The organism is Thalassovita aquimarina, from assembly GCF_018219815.1.
GTDB lineage: Bacteria > Pseudomonadota > Alphaproteobacteria > Rhodobacterales > Rhodobacteraceae > Thalassobius > Thalassobius aquimarinus.
The window spans coordinates 223,945-248,674 of the sequence record NZ_JADMKU010000001.1; the positions used below are offsets into that span (position 1 = coordinate 223,945).

General features: G+C 61.9%; 22 protein-coding genes and 1 tRNA gene. 16 read left to right on the top strand and 7 right to left on the bottom strand.

Going from position 1 to position 24,730, the window contains the following annotated elements:
* The first annotated feature begins 101 nt into the window (after positions 1 to 101).
* From IT775_RS01090 to IT775_RS01125, 8 genes are all read left to right on the top strand, one after another.
* On the top strand, positions 102 to 1,322 hold the full coding sequence (locus tag IT775_RS01090; protein ID WP_212699216.1) for an aminotransferase class V-fold PLP-dependent enzyme: 1,221 nt from the start codon (positions 102 to 104) through the stop codon (positions 1,320 to 1,322).
* Positions 1,323 to 1,341: 19 nt separating this feature from the next.
* A complete protein-coding gene (locus tag IT775_RS01095) occupies positions 1,342 to 2,778 on the top strand; it encodes a cryptochrome/photolyase family protein (protein WP_246525197.1) in 1,437 nt (478 codons plus the stop codon).
* A 77-nt stretch (positions 2,779 to 2,855) separates the two neighbouring features.
* Positions 2,856 to 4,070 carry an SAM-dependent methyltransferase gene (locus tag IT775_RS01100; protein ID WP_212699217.1) on the top strand — a complete coding sequence of 405 codons (1,215 nt, stop codon included), beginning with the start codon at positions 2,856 to 2,858 and terminating at the stop codon, positions 4,068 to 4,070.
* Positions 4,071 to 4,078: 8 nt separating this feature from the next.
* Positions 4,079 to 4,519, top strand: coding sequence for a TrgA family protein (locus tag IT775_RS01105; protein ID WP_212699218.1), 441 nt, complete (start codon positions 4,079 to 4,081; stop codon positions 4,517 to 4,519).
* A 28-nt stretch (positions 4,520 to 4,547) separates the two neighbouring features.
* Positions 4,548 to 5,675: an NUDIX domain-containing protein gene (locus tag IT775_RS01110; RefSeq protein WP_212699219.1), complete on the top strand. Its 1,128-nt coding sequence runs from the start codon at positions 4,548 to 4,550 to the stop codon at positions 5,673 to 5,675.
* A gap of 54 nt (positions 5,676 to 5,729) precedes the next feature.
* Positions 5,730 to 6,764 carry a cysteine synthase A gene (locus IT775_RS01115; RefSeq protein WP_212699220.1) on the top strand — a complete coding sequence of 345 codons (1,035 nt, stop codon included), beginning with the start codon at positions 5,730 to 5,732 and terminating at the stop codon, positions 6,762 to 6,764.
* 24 nt (positions 6,765 to 6,788) lie between these two features.
* Entirely contained in the window at positions 6,789 to 9,134 is a 2,346-nt protein-coding gene (locus IT775_RS01120; protein ID WP_212699221.1) for a DUF3772 domain-containing protein, read from the top strand.
* Positions 9,134 to 9,853: an alanyl-tRNA editing protein gene (locus IT775_RS01125; protein ID WP_212699222.1), complete on the top strand. Its 720-nt coding sequence runs from the start codon at positions 9,134 to 9,136 to the stop codon at positions 9,851 to 9,853. Before IT775_RS01120 ends, IT775_RS01125 begins: the two co-directional genes overlap by 1 nt.
* Positions 9,854 to 9,876: 23 nt before the next feature.
* On the opposite strand, the gene IT775_RS01130 is transcribed toward IT775_RS01125, so the two are convergent.
* A complete protein-coding gene (locus tag IT775_RS01130; protein WP_212699223.1) occupies positions 9,877 to 11,025 on the bottom strand; it encodes an AI-2E family transporter in 1,149 nt (382 codons plus the stop codon).
* A gap of 132 nt (positions 11,026 to 11,157) precedes the next feature.
* Here IT775_RS01130 and IT775_RS01135 point away from each other — a divergent pair.
* From IT775_RS01135 to IT775_RS01145, 3 genes are all read left to right on the top strand, one after another.
* Positions 11,158 to 11,247, top strand: a tRNA-Ser gene (locus tag IT775_RS01135).
* A gap of 786 nt (positions 11,248 to 12,033) precedes the next feature.
* Positions 12,034 to 12,879, top strand: a complete 846-nt coding sequence (locus tag IT775_RS01140) for a DUF6544 family protein (protein ID WP_212699224.1) — start codon at positions 12,034 to 12,036, stop codon at positions 12,877 to 12,879.
* A complete protein-coding gene (locus tag IT775_RS01145) occupies positions 12,876 to 13,841 on the top strand; it encodes a M23 family metallopeptidase (protein ID WP_212699225.1) in 966 nt (321 codons plus the stop codon). Before IT775_RS01140 ends, IT775_RS01145 begins: the two co-directional genes overlap by 4 nt.
* A 60-nt stretch (positions 13,842 to 13,901) precedes the next feature.
* On the opposite strand, the gene IT775_RS01150 is transcribed toward IT775_RS01145, so the two are convergent.
* The 6 genes from IT775_RS01150 to IT775_RS01175 all read right to left on the bottom strand — a co-directional run bounded on the left by IT775_RS01150 (position 13,902) and on the right by IT775_RS01175 (position 19,168).
* Complete coding sequence (locus tag IT775_RS01150) at positions 13,902 to 14,138, bottom strand: hypothetical protein (RefSeq protein ID WP_212699226.1); 237 nt, start codon at positions 14,136 to 14,138, stop codon at positions 13,902 to 13,904.
* A gap of 201 nt (positions 14,139 to 14,339) precedes the next feature.
* The gene (locus tag IT775_RS01155; protein ID WP_246525198.1) at positions 14,340 to 15,527 is read right to left on the bottom strand and encodes a serine hydrolase domain-containing protein; all 1,188 of its coding nucleotides are present in this window, start codon (positions 15,525 to 15,527) and stop codon (positions 14,340 to 14,342) included.
* On the bottom strand, positions 15,524 to 16,363 hold the full coding sequence (locus tag IT775_RS01160) for a CPBP family intramembrane glutamic endopeptidase (protein ID WP_212699227.1): 840 nt from the start codon (positions 16,361 to 16,363) through the stop codon (positions 15,524 to 15,526). Before IT775_RS01160 ends, IT775_RS01155 begins: the two co-directional genes overlap by 4 nt.
* 292 nt (positions 16,364 to 16,655) lie before the next feature.
* Positions 16,656 to 17,084 (bottom strand): glyoxalase superfamily protein, encoded by a 429-nt coding sequence (locus tag IT775_RS01165; RefSeq protein WP_212699228.1) that lies wholly within the window; start codon positions 17,082 to 17,084, stop codon positions 16,656 to 16,658.
* A complete protein-coding gene (locus tag IT775_RS01170) occupies positions 17,081 to 18,433 on the bottom strand; it encodes an MATE family efflux transporter (RefSeq protein WP_246525200.1) in 1,353 nt (450 codons plus the stop codon). The genes IT775_RS01165 and IT775_RS01170 overlap by 4 nt, the downstream gene beginning before the upstream one ends.
* A gap of 423 nt (positions 18,434 to 18,856) precedes the next feature.
* A complete protein-coding gene (locus IT775_RS01175; protein WP_212699230.1) occupies positions 18,857 to 19,168 on the bottom strand; it encodes an NIPSNAP family protein in 312 nt (103 codons plus the stop codon).
* A gap of 200 nt (positions 19,169 to 19,368) precedes the next feature.
* Here IT775_RS01175 and IT775_RS01180 point away from each other — a divergent pair, with 200 nt between their 5' ends.
* The 5 genes from IT775_RS01180 to IT775_RS01200 all read left to right on the top strand — a co-directional run bounded on the left by IT775_RS01180 (position 19,369) and on the right by IT775_RS01200 (position 24,720).
* Complete coding sequence (locus IT775_RS01180; RefSeq protein WP_212699231.1) at positions 19,369 to 20,061, top strand: TetR/AcrR family transcriptional regulator; 693 nt, start codon at positions 19,369 to 19,371, stop codon at positions 20,059 to 20,061.
* Between the two features lie 246 nt (positions 20,062 to 20,307).
* Positions 20,308 to 21,639 (top strand): extracellular solute-binding protein, encoded by a 1,332-nt coding sequence (locus IT775_RS01185; RefSeq protein WP_212699232.1) that lies wholly within the window; start codon positions 20,308 to 20,310, stop codon positions 21,637 to 21,639.
* Between the two features lie 128 nt (positions 21,640 to 21,767).
* A complete protein-coding gene (locus IT775_RS01190) occupies positions 21,768 to 22,640 on the top strand; it encodes a carbohydrate ABC transporter permease (RefSeq protein ID WP_212699233.1) in 873 nt (290 codons plus the stop codon).
* Between the two features lie 2 nt (positions 22,641 to 22,642).
* Positions 22,643 to 23,605, top strand: coding sequence for a carbohydrate ABC transporter permease (locus IT775_RS01195; RefSeq protein WP_212699234.1), 963 nt, complete (start codon positions 22,643 to 22,645; stop codon positions 23,603 to 23,605).
* 14 nt (positions 23,606 to 23,619) lie between these two features.
* Positions 23,620 to 24,720 (top strand): ABC transporter ATP-binding protein, encoded by a 1,101-nt coding sequence (locus IT775_RS01200; protein ID WP_212699235.1) that lies wholly within the window; start codon positions 23,620 to 23,622, stop codon positions 24,718 to 24,720.
* Positions 24,721 to 24,730: the final 10 nt, after the last annotated feature.

The following is a 24,730-nucleotide window of genomic DNA, read 5'->3' on the forward strand; positions in this document are numbered from 1 at the left end:
GTATCGCTGGGATCGGGCCCCAGGGTGGTTGCACCCCGGGGCCTTTTGCATTTCAGTGCGGAAAGCGCGGGCGCATCCATGCCCGATACAGGAGGAGCGGAATGGAGCTGGATATCGATTTCGTGCGGGCGCAGTTTCCCGCGTTTGCCGAACCCGCGTTGCAGGGACAGGCGTTTTTCGAAAATGCCGGCGGGTCCTATACCTGCGCGCCGGTCATCGACCGGCTGACCCGGTTCTACCGGCAACGCAAGGTGCAGCCTTACGGCGCCTTCGAAGCCAGCCGCCTGGGCGGGGCGGAGATGGACGAGGCGCGCTCGCGCCTTGCCGCGATCATGGGGGTGGACACGGACGAGGTCAGCTTCGGCCCTTCGACAACCCAAAACACCTATGTTCTGGCGCAGGCGTTCCGGCAATGGATGCAGCCGGGCGAGGCGATCATCGTTACCAACCAGGACCACGAGGCCAATACCGGTCCGTGGCGCCGCCTGGCCGAGGACGGGATCGAGATCCGCGAATGGCAGATCGATCCGGCAAGCGGGCATCTTGATCCGGCCGATCTGGAGAACCTGCTCGATGAAAAGGTGCGGCTGGTCTGCTTCCCGCATTGTTCCAACGTGGTGGGCGAAATCAATCCGGTGGTGGAAATCACCGCCATGGCCCATGCCGCGGGCGCATTCGTCTGTGTTGACGGGGTCAGCTACGCGCCGCACGGGATTCCCGATATCGGGCTGCTGGGGCCGGACATCTACCTGTTTTCCAGCTACAAAACCTACGGGCCGCATCAGGGGATCATGGTGATTCGCCGCGCCCTGGGCGAGGCGCTGCCGAACCAGGGGCACTATTTCAACGGTGATGTCCTGTACAAACGTTTCACCCCCGCCGGTCCGGATCATGCGCAAATCGCCGCCTGCGCCGGGATGGCGGACTACCTGGGCCTGCTGGCCGACCATCACGGCATCGCGGGTGACGCGCCGGACAAGGGCAGGGCGGTGCACGACCTGATGCGCGGCCATGAAACCACGCTGCTGCAGCCGCTGCTGGATTACCTCAAGAAACGCAATGACTTGCGGCTTCTGGGGCCGGAAGACGCCGCGACGCGCGCCCCGACGGTGGCGATCGACCTGGGCCGGGCGGCAAAGCCGGTGGCCGACGCTTTGGCGCCACACGGAATCATGGCCGGCGGCGACAATTTCTATGCGGTACGCGCGCTGCAGGCGATGGGTGTCGACCCGGATCAGGGGGTGCTGCGGCTGAGTTTCGTCCATTACACGACACGCGAGGAGGTCGAAAAACTGATCGCGGCACTGGACCGGGTGCTTTAGCCGTCTAGATACCTGAGGCATGGCACAGGACGACGCGACTGCAATGGCCCCCGTCATCGTTTGGATCCGCCGCGATTTCCGCTTGGCGGACAATCCGGCGCTGTTTGAGGCCGCCCGGACCGGACGGGCGGTGATCCCGGTGTACATCGCCGATGAAACGCTCGATGGGCTGGGGGCTGCGCCTGAATGGCGGTTGAAACGGGGGCTGAAGCTTTTCTCCGAGACGCTGCAGCGGGCCGGAAGCCGGTTGCTGTTCCGGCAGGGGGATGCCTTGCCGGTGCTGCGAGCGCTGGCGGCGCAAACCGGGGCGACGGCGGTGTATTGGAACCGCGCTTACCGGCCCGATGAAATCGCCCGCGACACGAAGGTGAAGAGCGATCTTAAAGAGATTGGAATTGCAGCGAAAAGTTTTTCCGCAAACCTGATGTTCGAGCCCTGGCGGGTGGAAACGGGCAGTGGCGGTTTCTATCGGGTATTCACGCCGTTCTGGAAAAAGGTGCGGCAATTGCCGGTGCCCGCTCCGCTGCCGGCGCCGGACAGGGTGCCGCAACCGGAAACATGGCCCGAATCCGACGATTTGCAGGGCTGGCTGTCGCGACACCGGATGAACCGCGGCGCGGCGGTCGTCGCGCCTTATCTGATGATCGGGGAACAGGCGGCACAGGACCGTTTGCATTTGTTTTGCGAAGAAAGGGTGCGGGATTATGCACGCGATCGGGATTTCCCGGCCAAGCCCGCGACGTCCGGGCTGAGCGAACCGCTGAGCTGTGGCGAAATCAGCCCGCGGCAGATCTGGCACCGGGCATGGGGGCTGTGGGATCAGGGCGCGGCGGGGGCTGAAACCTTTCTGAAGGAACTGGTCTGGCGCGAATTCGCCTATCACCTGATGTATCACACGCCCCATATCCTGACCCGCAACTGGCGCGAGGAATGGGACGCATTCCCTTGGAATACAGATGAAAATCACCCTCATGTGATCGCGTGGAAGCAGGGGCGCACAGGCATTCCCTTCGTCGATGCGGCGATGCGGGAACTCTACGTGACGGGCAGGATGCACAACCGGGCGCGGATGATCGTGGCGTCCTACCTGACCAAGCACCTGCTGACCGACTGGCGGATCGGGCGGGATTGGTTCGGGGATTGCCTGACCGATTGGGATCCGGCCTCGAACGCGTTGGGGTGGCAATGGTCGGCGGGATCAGGACCGGACGCGACCCCCTATTTCCGGGTGTTCAATCCCGATACCCAGTTGCAGAAATTCGATCCCCGCGGGGAATATCGCCATGCCTGGATCGCGGAGGATGATCCAAGCCCGAGCGAAACCGCGATTTCCTACTTTAAGGCGATTCCAGAAAACTGGAACATGCGGGCCGGGAATCCCTATCCCGCCGCCGTCACAACGGCGAAAGAAGGGCGCGAAAGGGCGCTTCAGGCCTATGAAACGCGGTCATTCTAGCGAAATGTAACGAAATTCTTGCCCGAAAAGGATTTTCTTGCCAGCCTGTATCCGGAGTGCTGAGGGGGAACTGCCGAATGATCCTGACGACGACCGAGAACCAAAGGGATTTGCCACGCTACTTTGCGAAAGTATTCGAGATCACGTCCCGTATGGCGCGGGGACGATTGGATTTCGTGATGCCCGACGGGCGCGTTTTCCGCGCCGAGGGAAAAGAACCCGGGTATGTGGCCGAATTGCAGATCAAGAACGAAGACACTTTCGCGCGGCTAATCCGCGAAGGCGATCTTGGATTTTGCGACGCCTATCTCGAAGGCTGGTGGGACACGCCCGATCTACAGGCCTTTCTGGACCTGATGCATGCGGGCAATGACGAGGTGTACGAAGGCTTTCCGGGAATGTTCCTGGTGCGTGCCTATGAACGGATGCGCCACTGGATGAATTCCAACACCCGCAAGCAGGCGAAGAAGAATATCAGTTACCACTACGATCTGGGCAACGATTTCTATTCCCTGTGGCTGGATGACACGATGACCTACTCCAGTGCCCTTTTCGAAACCGGGCAGGAAAGCCTGGAGGCGGCACAGACGGCGAAATACGCTTCGCTGGTGGATCGCATGGGGGCGCAGCCCGGCGATCACGTGCTGGAAATCGGTTGCGGTTGGGGCGGGTTCGCGGAATACGCCGCCAAGGAACGCGGCTTGAGGGTGACCGGCCTGACCATTTCCGAAGAGCAGTTGAAATATGCCAGGGAACGCATTGAAAAGGCTGGACTATCTGATCAGGTTGAATTCCGCCTTCAGGATTACCGCGACGAGAAAGGTCAATATGACGGCATCGCCAGCATCGAGATGTTCGAGGCGGTCGGCGAAAAGTACTGGCCGGTTTATTTCGACAAGGTGCGCGCCTGCCTGAAGCCGGGCAAGAATGCCGCGCTGCAGATCATCACGCTGCAGGAAAAACGCTTCGAAGCATACCGTAAGGGCGTGGACTTCATTCAGAAGTACATCTTCCCGGGCGGCATGCTCCCGAGCCCGTCGGCGCTGCGCCGCGAAATTTCCCGGGCGAATCTGACCGAGGTCGCGTCGTTCGAATTCGGCGAAAGCTACAGCCAGACCCTGCGGCGTTGGCACGAACGGTTCAATTCCCGCTGGGACGAAGTGGCCGCGCTTGGTTTCGACGACCGGTTCCGCCGCATGTGGAATTTCTACCTGACCTCTTGTGCCGGGGCGTTCCACGGTGGCAATTGCGACGTGACACAGATCACAATTCAGAGGCCCGAAAACCGATGATGCGGTTTATGCCCACCGCTGCCAAGATGGCTGCCGCGCTTTTGTTGGCTGCCTTGGCATGGTTGGCGTCCGACCTGATCCGCCCCCTGATGCCTGATTCAACCCAGTTCGGCTGGTTCAACCATGTCAACGCCGCCCTTGGCTTTGTCGTCGGCTGGCGCAGCATCGGCGCGAAGGCGGGCGAGGGGCTGTTCATGGCGATCAGCAACGGCATCACGGGGGTCGCGGTTCTGATCTTTTTCGGGCTGTTTTTTCATTCGTTGTACGAAATGCTGCACCTGTCGATGCGTCGGATGTATGACCATCCGCTTGCCGGGATCGAAGACATGTTCCGCATCGGCGCCGAATTCGGTGCGGTGCTGCTCGATCCTCTGGTCGCGGGGACGCTGATCGCGGGCGGAATCGCGGTTGCCATCATTGCCGAACTGGTCAATAGCATCTGGCGATAGAACCGTCTGTTTCCGGAACCCGAACGTCATGACCGCCGTCTTCGTCTATGGCACCTTGCGCCATCTGCCCCTGTTTGAAACCGTGCTGGGCCATGCCGCCCCGACGCTGCGCCGTTCGACGGCGAAACTGCAAGGGTACCGCGTCCGGCTGGTCCGCGGACAGGCCTTTCCGATGATTTTCCCGGCGCCGGACGAGGCGGCCGAAGGCCAATTGCTGCAAGGGTTGAGCGAAAGCGATATCGCGCGACTGGACTACTATGAACAGGTTTTCGGATACGCCCTGCGGCCGGTCGAAGTCGAAACCGACAGCGGCATGGTCGAGGCGCTGTTCTGGTGGCCGCCGGAGGAAACCTATGATCCGGGCGACGCCTTCGACCTGTCCCAATGGGCGGGCAAGTGGGGCCGGATCAACTGCCGCGCGGCGGATGAAGTCATGGGCTATCTTGGCCAGAAACTGCCCGAGGAGGTCGGGCGGATCTATGGCATGATCCACGCCCGCGCCGCCAGCTGGATTTATGCCCGTGACGAGACGGTGAGCGAAACGCCCAGCGGGTTCGGCGAAGCCGACGTGGTGCGCCATGGCACGGCTCGGCCCTATGCCAACTATTTCGCAATCGAGGAACAGCAACTGCAATTCCGCAAGTTCGGCGGCGGGATGAGCGCGGAAGTGCAGCGCGCGTCCTTCGTGGCGACCGATGCGGCGCTGGTTCTTCCCTATGATCCGCAACGCGATCGGGTGCTGCTTCTGGAGCAGTTCCGCATGGGGCCGTGGGCGCGTGGCGACCGCAGCCCGTGGCAGCTGGAACCGATCGCAGGCCGGGTTGATCCCGGTGAGACGCCTGATGACTGCGCCCGCCGTGAAGCGCTGGAAGAGGCGGGGCTGGAATTGCAGTCGCTGGAACTGATCCATCGTGGTTATCCCTCGCCGGGCTGTTCGTCGGAATTCTTCCACGTCTTCCTGGCCCTGACCGATCTGCCGGACCATGCGCAAGGCACCGGCGGGGTGGATGGCGAACACGAAGATATCCGCAGCCATATCATGTCTTTCGAGGCCGTGATGGCCCTGCTGGACAAGGGCCAGTTGCGGGTGATGCCGCTGGCCATGGCTCTTTTTTGGCTGGCACGGAACCGTGATCGATTGCGCGCTGGTGCTTGAGGTCTGGGCCAAGCGGGCCTAAACCATGTCATGAACGACAAGGGAATTGATGAAATGCGCATTGCACATGACCTGGCCGAAGCCGTCGGCAACACGCCTCTGATCCGCCTGAAACGGGCGAGCGAGGAAACCGGCTGCGAAATCTATGGCAAGGCCGAATTCCTCAATCCCGGCCAGTCGGTCAAGGATCGTGCGGCGCTGTTCATCATCCGCGACGCCATCGCCAAGGGACAGCTGAAACCGGGCGGCACCATCGTTGAAGGCACCGCCGGCAATACCGGTATCGGGCTGGCGCTGGTCGGCGCGTCGATGGGCTTCAAGACCGTCATCGTGATTCCCGAAACCCAGAGCCAGGAAAAGAAGGACATGATCCGCCTGGCGGGCGCGCAACTGGTCGAAGTGCCGGCGGCACCGTACAAGAATCCCAACAACTACGTGCGCTATTCCGAACGGCTGGCCAATGAACTGGCCAAGACCGAACCGAACGGCGTGATCTGGGCCAACCAGTTCGACAACGTCGCCAACCGCCAGGCCCACATCGAAACGACCGGACCGGAAATCTGGGAACAGACCGGCGGCAAGGTCGACGGATTCATCTGCGCGGTCGGGTCGGGCGGCACGCTGGCCGGCGTCGGCATGGCGCTGCAGCCCAAGGGCGTGAAAATCGGTCTGGCCGACCCGATGGGCGCAGCGCTTTACAGCTATTACAAGACCGGCGAGTTCAAATCCGAAGGCAGCTCGATCACCGAAGGGATCGGGCAGGGACGGATCACCGCCAACCTCGAAGGGTTCACCCCCGATTTCGCCTACCAGATTCCCGACGAAGAGGCCCTGCCGATCGTCTTCAAGCTGCTGGAAGAAGAAGGCCTGTGCATGGGCGGATCCTCCGCCATCAATATCGCCGGTGCGATGCGGATGGCCAAGGACATGGGACCGGGCCACACCATCGTGACGGTTCTGTGCGATTTCGGCAGCCGCTATCAGTCCAAGCTTTTCAATCCGCAGTTCCTTGCCGAAAAGGGGCTGCCGCAGCCCGACTGGCTGGTCCGCGACATGCCGACCCCGCCGTCGGTCTTCGAGACGCCCTAAGTCATGATGCGCGGTGGGGGGCTGATGCGATGGGTCTGGGCGCTGTGGCTGGCGATCGGGCTGGCCTTGTCCGCCGCCGCCGTCACGGCGCAGCAGGCGACGCCTGCGGTATCTGCCGAAGCGTTGGATTTCGACGCCTGGGAAAGTACCGCGCAGCGCGCCGAAGCGGCTGTTGAGGCCGGCAAGGCCTCGAACAAGGCGCTGGAAGGGCTTCGCGCCGAAATCGTGACTTGGCGCGAACGGTTCTTGGAAGCGCAGGATACCCACGGGCGCCGTATCGCCACCGTACAAAGCCAGCTGGACGTGTTGGGGCCGCCCCCAGAAGAGGGGAACGAAAGCGCCGAGATCGCCGCGCGGCGGGCCGATCTGGACGCCGAGCTGGCGCGGTTGCAGGCCCCGGTCTTGGCCGCGGCCGAGGCCTATTCCCGCGCCAACGGCGTGGTTAGCGAAATCGACGAAATCATCCGAAGCCGCCAGGCCGAGGCGCTGGTGTCGCTGGGACCGTCGCCGCTCAATCCGCTGCTTTGGAACAAGGCTCTGGCGGACACGCTTGATGGGCTGATGCTGATGGGAGCCGAGCTTCGCAGCAATTGGGACAACGAACTGCGCCGGTTCCAATTCCGCCAGCAGTTGTTGCTGATCGTGCCGTTGACGCTGATCGGGCTGGTGCTGTTGCTGCGCGGGCGGAACTGGACCGCGCGCGGCCTGCGGCACCTGCAAAGCCGCGACCTGCCGAAAACGGACGTCTGGGGGTTCATTGTGTCGCTTGGCCAAGTGGCGCTGCCGCTGGCCGGGCTGAGCCTGCTGGTGATGGCGGCGCTGCAGACCGGCTTTGCCGGGCTCAGGATGGAACGCGTGCTGGGCGCGGTGCCGTTCTTTGGCGCGGTGCTGCTGATCGTGTGGTGGATGAGCGACCGCTTGTTCCCTAACCTGCCGCAACAGAGCGCCCCGCTTGAGGTGGACGAGGAGCTCAAACCGGCCGCAAGACGCCATTGCATGCTGCTAACGCTGTTCCTGGCTCTGGCGCTGGTGGTCCGGTTGTTCGAGGATGTTTCCGGCCTCAGCGAAGAAACTGCGGCGGTGCTGGCCTTTCCGGTTACCGTGCTGACAGGTCTCGAGTTGCTGCGGATAGCGCAATTCCTGCTTCGGCGTCTTGCGCCGACGCCGGCCGAAGGAAGCGAAGCTGGACGTTATCGCGTGCGGGCGGTGCGGATGCTGGCACAGGCCGCCCGCGTGATCGCCGTGGTCGGGCCGGTTCTGGCCGCGATCGGGTATCGCGGCGCTGCCGAGGGATTGCTTTACCCCACCGTGATGACCATCGGGGTGCTGGCATTGGTGTTGGTGCTGCAGCATTTCGTCGAGGACCTTTACGCGCTTCTCAGCCGCAGCGAAGGCGAACGCGGCGAAGCTCTGGTGCCGGTGCTGATCGGGTTCCTTTTGGTGATCGCGGCGCTGCCGGTGCTGGCGCTGGTCTGGGGCGCGCGGGTGGCCAACCTGACCGAACTCTGGAGCCAGTTCCTCGAAGGGGTGCAATTGGGCGGCACGCGGATTTCGCCCGCTGATTTCCTGACCTTCGCGCTGATTTTCGTCATCGGTTACCTGATGACCCGGATCCTGCAGGGGGCGCTGCGGTCCACCGTACTGCCCAAGACCCGGATCGATCCGGGCGGGCAGAATGCGATCGTGGCGGGGACCGGTTATGTCGGCGTGACCATCGCAGCGCTGATCGCGATCACCACCGCGGGGATCGACCTGAGTTCTATCGCCATCGTTGCCGGTGCGCTGTCGGTCGGTATCGGTTTCGGATTGCAGAACATCGTGTCGAATTTCGTTTCCGGCATCATCCTGCTGATCGAACGGCCGGTTTCCGAAGGCGACTGGATCGAGGTTGGCGGCCAGATGGGCTATGTTCGTGACATCTCGGTCCGCTCGACCCGGATCGAAACCTTCGACCGCACCGACGTGATCATCCCCAATTCCGATCTGGTCAGCGGCACGGTGACCAATTACACCCGCGGCAACACGGTGGGCCGGATCATCGTCCCGGTAGGCGTGGCCTATGGCACCGACACCAAGCGGACCGAGGCGATCCTGCGCGAAGTGGCCGAGGCGCATCCGATGATCTTGGCCAATCCCGAACCGTCGGTCCTGTTCAAGGGCTTTGGTGCGGATTCGCTCGATTTCGAAATACGCGCGATTCTGCGCGACGTGAACTGGAGCCTGTCGGTCAAATCCGACCTGAACCACGAAATCGCCCGCCGCTTCACCGAGGAAGGGATCGAGATTCCCTTCGCGCAGCGTGATGTCTGGCTGCGCAATCCCGAGGCGCTGCGCGCGCGCCCCGAAGACGAAGACAAAGGAGATACCTGATGACCCGCCCGTTGTTCCGCGAAGATGCCTACATGCGTTCGGCCAAGGGGGTGGTGACCGGCCATACACCGGAAGGCGGTATCGTTTTGGACCAGTCGATCTTCTATGCAAAGGGGGGTGGCCAACCGGGGGACAGCGGCAAGATCAGCTGGCCGGGGGGCGAAATGACCATCGCCACGACGGTGAAGGGCGACGGCGACGACATCGTTCTGGTGCCGGCCGAACCGGGGGCGATGCCCGCGCCGGGCACGGAGGTCGAACAGCAGCTCGACTGGGACCGCCGCCATCGTCATATGCGGGTTCATACCGCGCTGCATCTGCTGTCCGTGGTGCTGCCTTTCCCGGTGTCGGGCGGCAGCATCGGCGCCGAAAAAGGGCGGCTTGATTTCGACATGCCGGAAGCGCCGGAAGACCGCGATTTGATCGCGGCGGCGTTGAACGAGATGGTCGATCGCGATCTGCCGGTGACCGAGGATTGGATCAGCGATGAGGAGCTGCAGGCGAATCCGGGCCTGGTCAAGACCATGTCGGTGATGCCGCCGATGGGGCAGGGCAAGGTCCGGCTGGTGCGGATCGGGCAGGGGGCGGATCAGGTCGATCTGCAGCCCTGCGGCGGCACCCATGTGGCGCGCACCGGTGAAATCGGCCGCTTGGTCCTCGGCAAGATCGAAAAGAAGGGCAAGCAGAACCGCCGGGTGTCGATCCTGCTCGACGATTGAGCAGGGCCGAGCCCTCTGGGTGATCAGGCGTCGTCGTCCGAAGACGCCTGTGCGGGCCGCATCGCGCCTTCTTCCGGCAGGCCCTGGCGCGACAGCAGGATCGCGATCGGGCGCAATTCGGGCACCTGGCTGCAGATGATCAGCATCGCCACCATGATCGGCACCGACAGGAACATGCCCGGCACGCCCCAGACCGCGCCCCAGAAGGCCAGATTGATGATGATGCCGAAGGAACTCAGCCGCAGCGCGCGGCCCATCAGCATTGGATCGATGATACTGCCGTTGACGAACTGGATCGCGCCGACGGCGATGAAAATCGCCGCTGTCGGCGCCGGTTGACCGATCTGCACATAGGCGACCAGCGCAACCAGGACCGTGGCCACGATCGACCCGATATTGGGGATGTAGTTCAGCACAAAGGTCAGGATGCCGAGCGCCGCGGCCAGTTCAAGATTGAACACCTGCGCCACCAAATAGACCATGCCGCCGGTCACCGCGCTGACCAGCGTCTTGACCAGAAGGTAGTAGTTCACGCGGTGAATGATCGTGCTCATCACCTGGCTGACGCGTTCGGCCTGATCCTCGTCGCCGAAGAAGTTCACCAGCTTGGTGGAAAACCAGATTCGTTCGGCGAACAGGAAACCGACGAAGAGAATGATCAGAACCGTGGCCGACATCAGGTTGCCGGCCTGGCTGGCGCCGCTGCGCAGGTAGGACGACACGTCGATCGAACCAACCGAATTGAACACCGCCTGCTCGACGTCCTCACCAAGCCAGGCGAACATCGCCGCCACCGCTTTCGGCGCGCTTTCGGCATAGGATAGCGTGGTGGTCAGAACCGTGTTGATCTGGCTGAGGATGATCGAGGTCGTGGTCAGCAGAGCGGCCGAAATCAACACCAGCGCGGTCAGCGATGCGACCAGGTTGGGCACGCGGATCGGCCCGATTTTCTGTCGGGCGATGAAATTGATTGCGTCGCTGGTCAGTGAAAAAAGCACGATGGCGGTGGCCAGCGAAATCAGCAGGAAGCGCGCCTGCACCAGAAGGAACAGCACCACTGCGAAGGCTATGATCACCAGCGCCCCGGTCTGCACCCGGTCAAGCTGCGTTCGGCTCTGGACCGGAACCCGCGTTTGGCGCGGGCGCGTGGTTCGGCGGCGTGTTGGTGTCATTTCAGCGGACCTCGGTGACGGGCTTTCTGTCATGGTTGAATATGTGTCATGAAGAAACCGGATACAACGGTTAGAAAGCGGGTACTTACGGGCTTGCAATCCCCCCGTTTGTGACGGTATAGCAGCGCCTACGGAGAGGTGGCCGAGTGGTCGAAGGCGCACGCCTGGAAAGTGTGTAGGCGGGAAACCGTCTCCAGGGTTCGAATCCCTGTCTCTCCGCCACTTGCCCTCGCCAAAGTGTTCGATAGGCTTCAGCAAAGCCGGATTCCTTCCATTGCTTTGAGGGGTATGCGAGTGGAGCTGAGCGCTGGCGCCGGCTCCGGTAGGCTCGGAAGCGTTCTCTCCGTGCCGATATCCTCCAGGCCTGATGACTGCGCGAATATGGTGAACTGAACTTAAGTCGATGAGTTGAAAGGCATTTCTGGGGTAACAGCCAGAGCGATTCGATCCCGGTGGCGTCCGTCGGAAAGGAACGTGAAGCGAACGTTCGCCAAATGCTTGAAAACCTTTGTGTTGCCAATCCGGTGTTGGGTTGGTCCGCCGGCAGAAAACCCGGCTTGTCGGGACTTTCGGTCGCTGAAACTCCGCGTTCACCAAGTTCGAGGATGGCAGCCCCAGTAACCAACCGGGCAGCGCACCGTTCGGCGGCAGCTTTGACTTGTTCCGGCTTTTGCAATTCGTATTCTCGGATGGTCGCTACGCGCCATCCTTCTTGCAGAAGCGTCCCCCGACAGGCCCGCCGGCGCATGTAATATCCATGAAAAAGCGAACGTCGGAGCGGAAAACGTCGCGATCCGGAACCGGAGCGGCGGATTGTCTTTCATGCCGTCGTCACTCGCGTCCTCCAGTTCTTCCCAAGCTGATCAGGATCAAGGTATTGCTCCGAGTAATCGGCAAGTTGTCTCAATAGAAAACGCTCCATTGGACGATTCCAATTCTAAAGGCGACGTAGCAACCGATGCTTGTCGCGGCGCATGTCCATGGAGTGATCGAGCGAATGAGTGAGACATGCGTATGGGGTTGATCCTTCTGCTGGTTGTCGTCGTCGCCATCGTTGCGGGCCTCTGTGGCTGGCGGCAATTCGACCGGCGCGCGGACCGTGCCGAGATAGAACGGCTGATTGCTTCGCAAGCGTCCGAACCGGCTGGGTTCACGGCTGACATGATCGCCGACCTGCCGGAACCCGCGCGTCGTTTCTTCACCTTCGCGATCGCCGAAGGCACACCGCTTTACACCGTCGCCCGGCTCGAGATGGAGGGGCTTTTCGGCATGGGAGACAAGGCAAACCCCAACTATCTGCCGATGCGGGCGACACAGGTGCTGGCGGCGCCCGAGGGCTTCATCTGGGCGATGTCGGGCGGGTCGGGCGCGATGCGCATGTCGGGTTCCGACAGCGGAACCTGGACGCGCTTCTGGCTCTTCGGCCTGGTCCCCGTCGCGCGTTTCGGCGGCAATCCTGACCACACCCGTTCGGCTTTCGGGCGCTACGCGTCCGAGGCGGTTTTCTGGACGCCGGCGGCCATTCTACCCGGGCCGAACGTCACGTGGGAGCCTGTCTCGGAGAACGTCGCACGCATGACGATGCGGCATGGCGATCTGGAGCAGACCGTCGACGTGACCGTCGCCGAGGACGGTCGCCCGCTTCATGTCTCGTTCCTGCGCTGGAGTGACGCCAATCCCGAGAAGATGCACCGGCTGCAGCCCTTTGGCGGCTATCTTTCCGAGTTCCGCGACTTTTCCGGCTTTCGCATCCCGACCCATGTTGAGGCGGGAAACATGTTCGGGACAGAAGACTATTTCCCGTTTTTCATCGCCGATGTGACGGAAGTCAGCTTTCCTCAGCCGGTTCCATGATCGCCGTCGTCCTGCTGTTTCAGGTTGCGATCCCGCTCGCGATCCTCGCCTGGCTCTGGCTGTACCCTGCGAACAGCATGGCCGGCCTGGCGATTCAGGCCGCAGGGACGGGCGCGTTTCTTTTTGCGCTCGCCCGCGTGGCGCAATGGGCGTTGCCGGTCTGGTGGCTGCCATGGGTCTACGGGGCGGTCTGGCTGGCGGGCGTTGTGTTCACGCTGACGATCCGGCCGGGCTTTGGCGGATTTGCGCCGTGGCCCTCGGGTGGTTGGGCATGGGCGTCGGCCGCGATATCGGCCGTTCTGCTCGGCCTCGGCGGCTGGTTTGGCGCTCAGGCCCTCGCAGGACGCACGCCGCCGCCTGTTCCGGTCGTCGAGATCGCGAACCCGTTCGGAGCGGGGCACTTCCTGGTCGCCAGCGGCGGCTCCCACCAGTTGGTCAACGCCCATATGCGGACCCTCGACGAAAGCGTCGAACGGTTCCGCCCGTGGCGCGGGCAATCCTACGCCGTTGATTTCTTTGGCCTAGGGCCGTGGGGATTCCGGGCGCGGGGGTGGCGACCGGCGGCCACCGCGGCCTACGCGATCTTCGGCGCGCCGCTCGTGGCGCCCTGCGCCGGGACGGTCGTCGCGGCCGAGAACGACAGGCCCGACTTCGAGGTTCCACGGGAAGACCCGGTGAACCGCCTTGGCAACCACGTGATCCTGCGTTGCGGCGACGCCGAGATCGTGCTCGCCCACATGCGCCAGGGCAGCGTGAAGGTGCGGCCGGGCGATAAGGTTGCCAATGGTGATCCCCTCGGTGAAGTCGGAAATTCCGGCGCGTCGACGGAGCCTCATCTGCACATCCACGCGCAACGCCCCGCCGCCGAGGGCGCACCGCCTATCTCGGGCGATCCGCTGGCCTTGGCGATAGACGGGCGCTTCCTGGTGCGGGGTGACCACCTTTGGGGTCGGGCGGAATGACGCGCGCGGCCTATTGGCCGTTCCGTTTTCTCGCCGCGATGCTCCCTTGCACATGGGCCTTCAGGCTCGCTCTCGCCCTCTCCTGTTTTGAGGCTTGGCGCGATCCCCGGCGGTGGCCCGTTTACCTAGATGGAAGAGATCGGCTGGCGCGGCGATGGTCTCGGTGTCTCCGAACCCGACGAAGGCGGTGAACGCCAGAGCCGAGGCCGCCGCGATCCCGGTCCAATGCGCCGCTGTCAGCGGCGGGATCGTTTCTGCCGGGGAAAGCCCGGAGGGGCCCGCGATGAACGTGGCCATTCGGACAAGCTCCGAAATCCGGGCTCGCGGAAAGAATTCGGCGTTGCCGATCCGCTTCCTCTTGGTAGCCATCCATCCGCGGCCAGAGATTGTAGCCAACGGCACCAAGTGCGGCAACTGAAAGATCCGAATCTATGAACGTTCAGCGTGTCGCAAGCCCCGTCGTATTGCTCCCCTGCGGTGGATTGCGTTGGTTTTTGGTCATCTGGTCTCGAGCCCACGCAAAAATCCGACGGCGAGGTCGGCAAGCGCAGCTTCCAGTGCAGGCACCAGATCGGTGCTGTCGTCCACGATCCCGACATCGGTATTGATCTGAAAGGCCACCATGACGCCGGGATCGGCATAGTGGCGCAGGCTCGAGACATAGCCCGGGATCCAGCCGCCGTGGCCGTAGACGGGCCCGCGCGGCGTGTCGGCGTTGATCGCCACCCCCGTGCCGTAGAGGATGCCCGGGGCATCGGGCGCCACCGGGACCGCGTCGAGCAGGCGGTCGAGATAGGGTGCCTCCATCGCGTTTCCGGTGAAAAGCGCCTGGCCCCAAGCCGCGAGATCGCGCGAGGTCGAGGCGAACCCGCCTCCGGTCCACTCCATTGCCGGGTCCCAGACGAGCGCACCGCTATCGTCCATCGTCCGGGGCGGCATTCCGAAGGGATTGTCCGGCACGGTGTAGCCGACGGCAAGGCCAGAAATTGTTCGATCATTCGACGGCAGCGTGTCAGTCAGGCCGAGCGGAACAAGGAAACGCTCGGTGACGGCGCCATAGTAGGTCTCGCCGAGGGCCTCTTCGAGCGCCAACCCAAGCAGCAGAAATCCGGTATCGGTATAGGCCCAGCCATCCCCCGGCGCGAAGAGCGGTTCGGAATCAAGCACGAAGGCGATCGCGCCCTCCGGTGTCAATGCATCACTGGCGGAAGCTAGGCGCCGGGCCAACTCCGCGCCGAACGCCCCCATGTGCACATGATCCGGCAGGCCGGACGTGTGGTGCAGCAGATTGCCGACGGTGATCGTCGCGGCATTGGGAAGCCGGCCGAACCACACCCGGTCTCCAAGATGGTCTGCCAGCAGATCGTCCTCTTCCAGGATTCCCTCGGACGCAATCGAGAGCACGGTCGCGGCGACGAAGGTCTTTCCGATACTCGCGGCCAGCATGCGCGTGTCCGGTGCCATCGGGATGCCCGCCTCGACATCCGCAAGGCCCGTGGCAGCGGTAACGATCTCGCCGTCCGGCAGCGCGATGGCCGTGGTCGCGCCGGGAAAACCGTATTGCGCTCGGAAATCCTCGAGCAGATCCCGCAGCGCGGCCGTTTCCGCTTGAGCCGCTACACTCGTCATGGAAGCGGAAAGAACCATGGCTCCGATAATGACGGCTTGAGCCAGGCGGCGGATCATGACCGTGCCCCCGCATGGCCGGGGATGACTTCGGTCACCGCCCCCTCGCGCGTGAACATCATATCGCGGTTCCACCACACAACGATCGCGGCGACGAGAACGAGGATCCAGGTGTCCCATGGCTGCGCGTCCGGCCAGAACGGGTTGATCAGCTGCCAATGGAACAGCATCGATATTAGCAGACTGCCGCGCGTCGCATTGAAGATGGGCGTCACAAGGATCGCGAGCACGATGTTGCCGATGAAAAAGGGCAGGAAGTTCCATTCGGCGAATACGACACCGGCGAGATAGAAGGCCGGCAGGTGCCAGATGCCCCAGACTGTACCGATGATCACCCCGGCCCAGAACGAGGCGACATGTCGTTGCAGGATCGGCTGCGCGACGCCGCGCCAGCCGAATTCCTCGATCGGCCCCAGAAGCAGCATCATGAACATGAGCGCCACGACAGGGCCAATGCCGTCCGGCGGGAGGGGCGCCAGAAGCGGGCCGCCCTTGATCAGCGATCCCGCCATGAAGACGAGCGGGATCACAATGAGGATGAAGGCCCACCAGGGCGCCGGGCACCGCCAGAATGCGAGCCGCGACAAGAACCCTCGCAGCGCGGAAAGCCCACCCCACAGAAGAACCACGGCAAAGGCCGCTATGGCGGGCGCCCAGGTGGCGAGAAAGAAGAACGGATGCGATCCGTTGATTTCCCCGAACCGAGCGGCCATGCCGTCGGGGCATAGGATATAGCTGCCGATCACACCCCAGCTGATCGCGAAGGTGATGACGAAGAACACGGCAAGACCACCAGCGCCTAACTTTTTATCTTGCGCCGTTGTTGAGTAGGACATCGGAAACGCCTTGAAACGATGGAAATCAGTGTGTTTTTAACCGTTTCCGCGACCTTTTCGTTGATTGGGATCAAGTCGCACCGGTCAAGGAAACGTTGATCGATACTCTATCGCTGCCCGCAACAGCCGGAGAGCGTCTGGCCCAGATCCCGTTCCTTCCTACATCAACCGGACATGACAGATTTCCAGCAGAGAATCCCTTCCGGTGACGGGAATTCCCGCCTTGTTGTGCCGGCGCCGTCACCAAGGGGCAATTCGCGAAGAGAGTGGGGCATGGCTTGCCTGCCCATGATTACATTTTCAGTTCGACATGCGGCACGTCGTCCGACGTCTTTTCCCTGGAATGCCCTTCCGGGCCGACCACGGCACGGATTCGGCGCCGCATATTCGTGAAGCTGTCGAAGCGAACGACATCGACCGGTTCGTCCAGTTCAAGCACGATCCGGAACCAGCCCGGTCGCAGCATTTGCGATGCCAGGACCGTCGCCGCGAAGGGGCGCCCGAGATAGCGCCCCTCGACCCGCCCGCCGGGCGTCCAGCCGTCGGGCGGACGGTTGCCGATGGCCGCATGAAACGCGTTCCAGTCCCGGAAACCATGCTGATGCGACAGGATTTCCAGCGCTTGTGCATGGCTCACGTCCGATCCTTGCGCGCTCAGATCGTCGCGCAACCGCCTGGCCTGTTTCTTGGCTTCTGTGATCGTTGGAAGGCGCCGCGTCATGACCGGCCCCCCGCGACCGTGTGAAACAACCCCAATCTTAGCGACTGGGTTCTAGCGCGTTGCATCAGAACGATCCCCGTCAGTCCAAGCAGCATGAATTCCGCGACCGGACCGGCCAGCCAGATGCCGGTTTCGCCAAGCGCTGCAGCGAGCGCGAAGGTCAGCGGGATTGCGAAGAGGTAGGTTTTTGACAGACCGAGAATCGCAGCGCGCTTTGCGTCCCCGATCGCCTGGAAATGCATCGCAATCATCATCAGCGGACCCGCGACGAAGAAGACCGCCACGATGACCGGCAGGATTCTGGCCACCTCGGACATCACCGCCGAATCTTCGACGAACACGCCTCCTATGGCGTTGGCGAAAACGCTCAGGCCAAGCTGCATCGTAAGGCAGTAGACAAAGGCCGCGGTCACGGCGGTCTTCAGGCTGTTGCCCGCGCGCAGCCAATCCCCGGCCCCGTGGTTGTTGCCGGTGATCGTCTGCATCGCATGGCTCAGACCAAGGAGGGGAAGAAAGGCGAAGGTCATCACACGGGTCATGATACCATAGGCGGAAACCGTGGCTTCGTAATCAGGCGTCTGCACCCATTGCAGCGCGGCGATGACGGCGCCCGAGCCAAGCGCGAGCCCGACGAAGTTAAGGCTTTGCGGCGCGCCGAGCGCAAGGATTTGCCGCCATTCTGTCAGGACCGAGTGCTGAAAAAGAGCTTTCGGTCGCAGTGCCGTTTCCCCCAGAAGGCGGAAGGCAAGTATGATGCCCAAGGCCACGGCCTGCGCCATCGCCGTACCGTATGCCGATCCCGCGACCCCCATATCGAGCACGGCGATCAGAACGTAGTTGAACCCGATATTGGCAAGCGACACCAGAAGGCTCATCGCCGCCATGAAACTTACGAGCCCCTCATTGCGCAGGGCATCGGAGTTGACCGACAGAACGAAGAGCACCGGCGAGAAAAATACCGTCACTCGCAGATAGACGAGCCCCATTTCAGCCATCGCTTCGGAGCCCCCTGCGGCGAGCAAGGCGACCGGGCGCCCCAGTACAACGAAAAGCGCAATCAGGACCAACCCGATGACGAAGGCCAGGCCATGCGCTCCGGCGAAGACGGCGCGCGCATCATTAACGCGCCATGCCCCGAGGTGGCGCGCAAGAATGCTCGACATCCCGCTGGAAACCAGAGTCGAAAGCGCCACGATGAGCATGTAGATCGGAAACATCAGCGTAACGGCGCCAAGCGCTTCGGGCCCGACATAGCGACCCAGAAAAAGCGCGTCCGTGAGGGATAGCACTCCGTTCATGCCCATCACGAAGATGATCGGCAGCGCGGTCTTTGCATATATCGGGGCCATTGGCCCGGTCAGAAAAGTGTTGGATTGGTCTGCGGACATATCCCCATATTCCTCTCGCTTTCGTCGCGCAGAAGATGGACGGGGCCCGCGTTACCATCCGCGCGACATGCGTCGAGGATGACGAAGATCAGTCTCAAGCAAAACTTCACCGGGACGGAATGTCAGCGAGCGGCGGGCGTTTGCGGCCCAGGGTTGTTTAGCCGCGCGCAATGGCGTCGTCAACGTGCAGTTGCTAACCTTGTCCGGGAAATCCGATATGCCGATACGGGATATTTCAAAAAGGGGGCTTCGACAAGGTGACCACATGATCCTGTCGGAAGGGCCGATTCGAATGCGCCCGCGCCGCTTTCATCGGGCGGCGCGGGCGCGGTTCACTTCGCTTGCCTCGGGAAGATCCCGAAGTTTCGGTTCGATCCCGACGCGTCAGTCCAGCGGGGAAAAGGCCGCTGGTTGCAGGAAAACGCTTTCCTGATAATCGAGATATGGCAGGATCTTGGGAACGAAGGCTTGCCAGTCGGCGTCGGCGCCCAGTTTGGCGCGCTGTTCGGTGCGGTGGCCGTAATCGTCATAGGCCCAGATGAACACCACGGAATTCAACGGCCCGCTATCGGTCACCCAGCAGCCGGTCAGCTTGGCGTATTTGGTGATGATATGAAGCCCCTCGGCCTCGTAGAGCTTCAGAAACTCCGGCGCTTTGCCGGCGGTGATGCGGTAGGTTCGCTTTTCATAGATCATGATGGTTCCGTAGATTGCGTTGCGCGCGGTGTTCGCGCTCTCGGGCGAAGGCTATTCGGGAACAGGCAGTTGATGCAACAGTTAAGTCGTCATTTGACGACATGATTGTTGACGGATTATACAGGGTTTATCGACATCGCGCCTTGGCTGGGCGGGAGTGATCGGCTAACGCAAGCCCAGACCACAAGAAGGGGAGCGGCGTGAAGGCAAAATCCGATGCGCTCAGGGAGCAGGTTCGAAAGACCAGCAGTGCGAAGAAGGAAGGCGGTTCCGGGCGTCTGCCGCATGCCGAACGCAGGGCGCAAATCCTTGAAACTGCTTCTGATTTCTTTGCCGAAAACGGCCTGACCGGGCAAACCCGCATGCTGGCCGACGCCTGCGGCGTGTCGCAACGTCTGCTCTACAGGTTCTTTCCGACCAAGCAGGAACTTGTTGCCGAAGTATACCGTGAAGAGATCCTGGGCGCGTTCAAGGCTGGCTGGTTTGTCGATCTTCAGAACCGGAATCTGTCGGCAGAAGAGCGATTCACCGCGTTTTACGTGGACTATCTTGAGACGACTCTGACGTGTAAATGGCTCCGCCTGTTCTTGTATGCCTCGTTGTCGGATGCGTCGATGGCGCCCGATTACATCACGAGCATCGTGACCCAGCTTCTAGAGGTTCTGATGCGCGAAGCCGCGCATGAAATCGGTATCGACCTGCCTGATGATCGCGAGGCCGTGCACGAAATGGCCTGGACTCTGCATGGATCGATTTCCCACTATGCGATCCGGCGCCACATCTACAAGGCCAGCTGGAATGTTCCTGAGAAACAGGTGGTTAAGATGCATGTGCGCATGTTCTTGGCAGGGCTGGGCGCGATGGTCGAAGCCTATAACGCCGAGAATTCCTGATCCTTCGCCCCCAGATTCTGAATCAGTTCTGACGACAATTTGAGTTTTGCCGCCAAAACCCGGGGGCTGGTTGCCGAGGATTGCGGCATTTTGTGCAGGCTCGTAAGTCGTCAATTGACGACATAAGAATCTCAAACTAACGTGATTCCCCAAGGTCAACCGTCCTGTCAGTTGGGGTGGCTTGTCGAAACGTATTGCCCCGTCTTCGTGATGCCGGGGCCGGATCGAACAACAGGGGAGTACAAAATGGCACGACTTATCAAACCACAAATCGGCCGGCGCGAGTTTCTCAAGAGCTCGGCCGCGGCGGGCGCTATGGCGCTGGCAGGGCCGGCACGCTTCGCAGGCGCTCAGGCCGCGAACCCGGTCACCCTGCACACTTGGTCGGCTGCGGTCGACACGGTGCAGAGCCATCTCAACGCCTTCACCAAATCGACCGGCATTCCGGTGAACTACGGCAATTCGCCCTGGGCGCAGTATCGCGAGGGCATGGTCACCAAATTCGTCGGCGGCGCGCCGCTCGACATGATGTGGGTTTCTGATGCCTGGCTGCCCGAATGGGCCGAGGCCGGCTGGATCGCACCGATCGACGAATACGATTTCCTGACCGCCTACAATTCCGAGGCCGAGGATTTCTGCACCGACTCGATGACCTATAACGGGCGTCAGTACGGGCTGACCTATTACACCGACTTCATGGCCTTCCTCTATGACGAGAGCAAGATCAAGGAAGCCGGTTTCGACGCGCCGCCCGCAACCTGGGACGAAGTTGTCGAACAGTCGCTGGTGATGAAGGAAAAGGGCATCGCGGAATTCCCGATGATGCTGGCCATGGCGCAGGAAAGCTGGCTGATCGAATTCATGTCGTCGCTGGTTTATTCGCATGGCGGTCGGTTCACCGACGATGCCGGCAAGGCGATCATGCAGCACGACAAGGACGGCGCGGTCGAGGCGCTGCAATGGGTGGTGGATGCCGTGAACAAGCACGGTATCGTGTCGCCCGCCTGTGTCGAAACCGGCGAACTGTCGGGGCTGAAGGCCTTTGCCTCGGGCAACCATGCCTTCGCGATGGTGGCGAAGTACCGTCTGCGCATGCTGAACGACCCGGCACAGTCGCAGATCGCCGGCAACGTCAAGCAGGCGATGATGCCCAAAGGCGCAAACGGCGATCACAACACGGTCGGCTGGATGCGCTTCCACGGCATGTCGGCACAGACCGCCAAGGACAAGCAGCAGGCTGAAAACACCGCCAAGCTGATCGAATGGTTCGGCGGGAAATCCGATGGCGCCTATACGTTCCAGAAGCTGCTGTTCCTCGATATCGGCGCGGGTTTCGGCGTCAAGCCGCTGTTCGACGATCCAGAAATCCAGGCCTCGTACAATTCGTATGGCGACGTCGAGATGATCAAGGCGCAGCAGGCGCTGGCCATGAAAAAGGACGTGGTCACGCCGTGGTTCGGCGAATGGAGCGAAACCAACGGGTCTGCCTGGCAATCGGCGATCCTTGGCAACACCGACGTCAAGTCGGCGGTCACGAAATCCGCCGAGCTGTGGGATGAACTGAAAGACTCCTACTGACACGATCAACCGGTTCCGGCGCAGGCAGTTTCCTGCGCCGGTATCTTCCGAATACTATCATAATAAGGCGGGGCAACGGCGTGGCAGAAGTCGTGCATCAACAAGCGGGACGGGGCCGATTGCGCGCCATGTTCGGCTATGAAGAACGCAGTGCAATCGTGTTTCTGGCGCCGGTCATGGCGGTGCTCATGGGGGTGGCGGTCTTCCCGATCCTCTATTCCTTCTACCTGAGCTTTTTCCGGATGAAGCTGACGCGTCCGAACCGGACGCCCTTCGTCTGGTTCGACAACTACACCGACCTGTTTACGAACGAACTGTTCTGGGTATCGGTGACGCGCACGGTGGTCTTCGCCGTCACGTCGGTGACGTCCATCGCCGTTGTCGCGCTGCTGGTGGCGCTGCTGCTGAACCAGAATTTCCGCGGCCGCAGGATTCTTTCGACCATCATCCTGATCCCTTGGGCGATCCCCTACGTGGCCAACGCCTTGATGTGGAAATGGATCTACGATTCCGGCTATGGCGCGTTGAACGGCGTGTTGTACCAGTTGGATTTCATCGACAAATACATGGTGTGGCTCGGCGATCAGGACAAAACGATCTTCCTCATCGCAAACGCCTTCGTGTGGAAAGAGGTTCCGCTCGCGGCGATCCTGCTGCTGGTGTCGCTGAAATCGATTCCGTCGGACCTGTACCAGGCCGCGCGGGTTGACGGCGCCACCGTCTGGCAACGCTTTTTCCATGTCACGCTGCCGGCGATGAAGCCCGGTTTCATGCTGGTGATGATCTATGAAACGATGATGGCGATCCGCCATTTCGACCTGTTCTTCATCCTGACCGAAGGCGGACCGGGCGATGCCAGCCATGTGCTGTCCTGGCATATCTATGTGGAAACCTTCCGCAACCTGTCGTTCGGCAGCGGCGCAGCGATGTCCTATGTTCTGGCCCTGGTGACCTTCGCGCTGTCCTACACCTTCATTCGCACCCTTGGCCGGAAGGTTTGACCATGACCGACGTTTCCCAAACCCGCACCGGCGGGATCGATTACCGCCGCCGCCAGCGCCTGTCGCGTATCGCGCATTCGCTGGTGATCCTGGCCGGGGCGATCGTGCTGACGATCTACGTGATCGCACCGGTGACATGGCTTGTCTCCTCGTCGTTCCAAACCGAGGCCGAAATCGTTTCGGTGCCGCCGCACTGGATTCCCGACGAACCGACGCTGCAGAATTTCGAAGCGATTTTCACCGCGCAGGAAGAGGAAGAAATCACCTATGAAACCCGCAGCGGGCAGGACCCGGCGGCGGGCGGTTTCATCCCTTCGACGGCCAAGAACCTGCTGCCCGCGATGTGGAACAGTTTCATCGTCGCGACGCTGGTGGTGATCCTGAACCTGCTGGTGGGCGTCCCGGCGGCCTATGCGCTGGCCAAGATCCGGTTCTGGGGGCGCGACGGGTCGGTCTATTTCATCCTGATCACCCGGGTCATCCCCGATATCGCGCTGGTGGTGCCGTTCTTCCTGGTGATCCGCAAACTGGGCATGCTGGACAGTATCTTTTCGCTGGTGCTGACCTATCTGGCGGTGACGGTGCCGTTCAGCGTCTTCATCCTGCTGCAGTATTTCGAAGGGCTGCCGGACGAATTGGACAAGGCCGCGCGCGTCGATGGCTGTTCGCGGTTTCAGGCGCTGGTGCGGGTGTTCCTGCCGCTGTCGCTGCCGTCGCTGGTCGCCGTGGTGCTGTTCACCTTCCTGACCAGCTGGAACGAATTCCTGCTGGCCCTGATGTTCACCCAGACCGAGGCGTCGCAGACGTTGCCGATCCTGCTGGCGGCCTTCACTTCGGATTTCACCATCAGTTTCTCGTTCATCAACGCGGCCGGGGTTCTGGCGATCGTCCCCCCCGTGATCGTCGCGGTGATTTTTGAACGCTACATCGTTTCCGGCCTGACCGCCGGTGCCGTCAAAGGCTAGGAAAGGAAAGACCCTTGGCTCGTATCCGTTTCGAGAACGTCGAGAAGAAATACGCAAACGGCTTTCACGCCGTGAAGGATCTCAACCTCGATATCCGCGACAAGGAATTCCTTGTCCTGCTTGGGCCTTCGGGCTGCGGAAAATCCACCACGCTGAACATGATCGCCGGACTGGAAGAGGTCAGCGACGGCAACCTGCTGTTCGACGACGAACTGGTCAACTACACGCCGCCGCACAAGCGCGACGTGGCGATGGTGTTCCAGAGCTACGCGCTCTATCCGCACAAGACGGTGTTCGACAACATCGCCTTCGGTCTGCAGATGCGCAAAGCGCCGCGCGCCGAAATCGAAACCCGGGTACGCGACGCAGCGCGCAAGCTGGAAATCGAACACCTGCTGGATCGGCGCCCGTCGCAACTGTCCGGCGGTCAGCGTCAACGCGTGGCGCTTGGCCGGGCCATGGTGCGCGACCCCGCGGTGTTCCTGATGGACGAACCGCTGTCGAACCTCGACGCGGCGCTGCGCATTTCGATGCGCGCCGAGATCAAGGAACTGCACCAGCAGATGCAGACCACCTTCGTCTATGTCACCCACGACCAGGCCGAGGCGCTGACGCTGGCCGATCGGATCGTGGTGATGCGCGATGGCGTGGTGCAGCAGATAGGCAGCCCCGACGATATCTATGAACGCCCCAAGAACACCTTCGTCGCCTCCTTTCTGGGCAGTCCGCCGATCAACTATATCGATGGCGTCATCGAGGACCGGAACGGCGACGGCGTGAAGTTCGTGCGCGGTGATCTGATGCTGACCCTGCCGGAAGAAATCGCCGCCAAGCTGAGACACAGCGACCGCCGCGAAGTGCGCCTTGGCATCCGCGCCGAAGACGTGGACGAAGCCGCGCAGGGCGGTGAAGGCACGATCATCCGCGGCAAGGTGAATTCGGTTCTGCCCGTCGGGTCGGACCAGTTCCTAGGCTTCGATTTCTACGGCGAGGAGCTGTTTTTCCGGGTCAGCAAGGATCTCAGCCACAAGGTCGGAGAAGACGTGGCGTTGTCGGTCGATCTGAACCGGCTGCACCTGTTCGACAAGGACAGCGGCCAGAGCCTGCTCTGGTAACCGGAGAAAA